This window comes from Oleiphilus sp. HI0132, assembly GCF_001635845.1.
The window spans coordinates 1-954 of sequence record NZ_LWGJ01000456.1 but is presented as its reverse complement, the minus strand read 5'-3'; the positions used below and the strand labels follow the sequence as shown (position 1 = coordinate 954).

The window sequence follows — 954 nt, the reverse complement described above, 5'->3', positions numbered from 1 at the left end:
AGGATAATGTCGTGGTTGCCAAGGCTGGCCTGGTGAGTACCGACTAATACTCGCCAAGCTGTCGGTTTTATAGGCTTTTCAATTGCGAACTTTCTGTTCGGTACTGCCCTGGTGTCATACCGGTCCAACTTTTAAAGCTGCGATGAAATGAGCGCCCGTCAGAAAAGCCCAGGTTATAAGCAATATCTTGAATTCCTATTTCGGAGCTTTTCAGAAGTTCGGTCGCTAAGTCTAGTCTGACTTCATTTAACAGCGTTTGATAAGAACTGTCTTCAGCGACGAGTTTTCTCTGCAGTGTTCGTTCGGTCATGTTTAGTTCATTCGCAATGAGTTCTTTTCTTGCGCTGCCTAGATTCAATTGGTGTCGAATGAGTGCTTTGACTTTATCAGCAAAGTTCTCACTAGCCAGGCTAAGGTGAGTCATTTGCTCACTAGCATGAGATTCAAGAGTTTTGAGTAGCAGGTTATCGGGTTGGCGAAGTGAAATAGACAGTAGGTCTTTATTTAGCACAATACCGTTGTGCTGAGCCTCAAACTCAACGGGTGCATTGAAGAAGCGGGTATATTCTTCTTGGAGCTTTGCAGAAGGAGCGGGGCGCCCGATTAGTATCTTTTCAGCAGAGGCATTTTGGTTTGCTAACCAGCGTGCAAAGTTTGTCCACGAAGCCAACACGTTATCGATCATATGAGGCCTGACAATCGGGTCGTCGTAAATACAGTGCCAGCACTGCAAGATGCTGTTCCCTAAATCTTTAAAGCTGGTTGTTCCCATATCCCCGACAAGTCTTTCATAGGGCTGTATTTTATCCATGGCTTCACCGATGGTGGCGCAACTCATAGTGATATAGCCAAGCACACTATAGGAGCCTGGCTGAACAAATTGGCTGGTATGAAGCCCGAGCAAGGGGTCATTAGCGCGTTCGATAAGATGTTTAATAAGAGATTGGAACTGGG

Annotated in this window: 1 protein-coding gene; it reads right to left on the bottom strand. The window is 45.8% G+C overall.

What is annotated here, in order from left to right; translation table 11 throughout:
* Nucleotides 1-67: 67 nt before the first annotated feature.
* A partial coding sequence (locus tag A3766_RS05610; protein ID WP_068641882.1) for an AraC family transcriptional regulator occupies nucleotides 68-954 on the bottom strand: 887 nt, incomplete at its 5' end.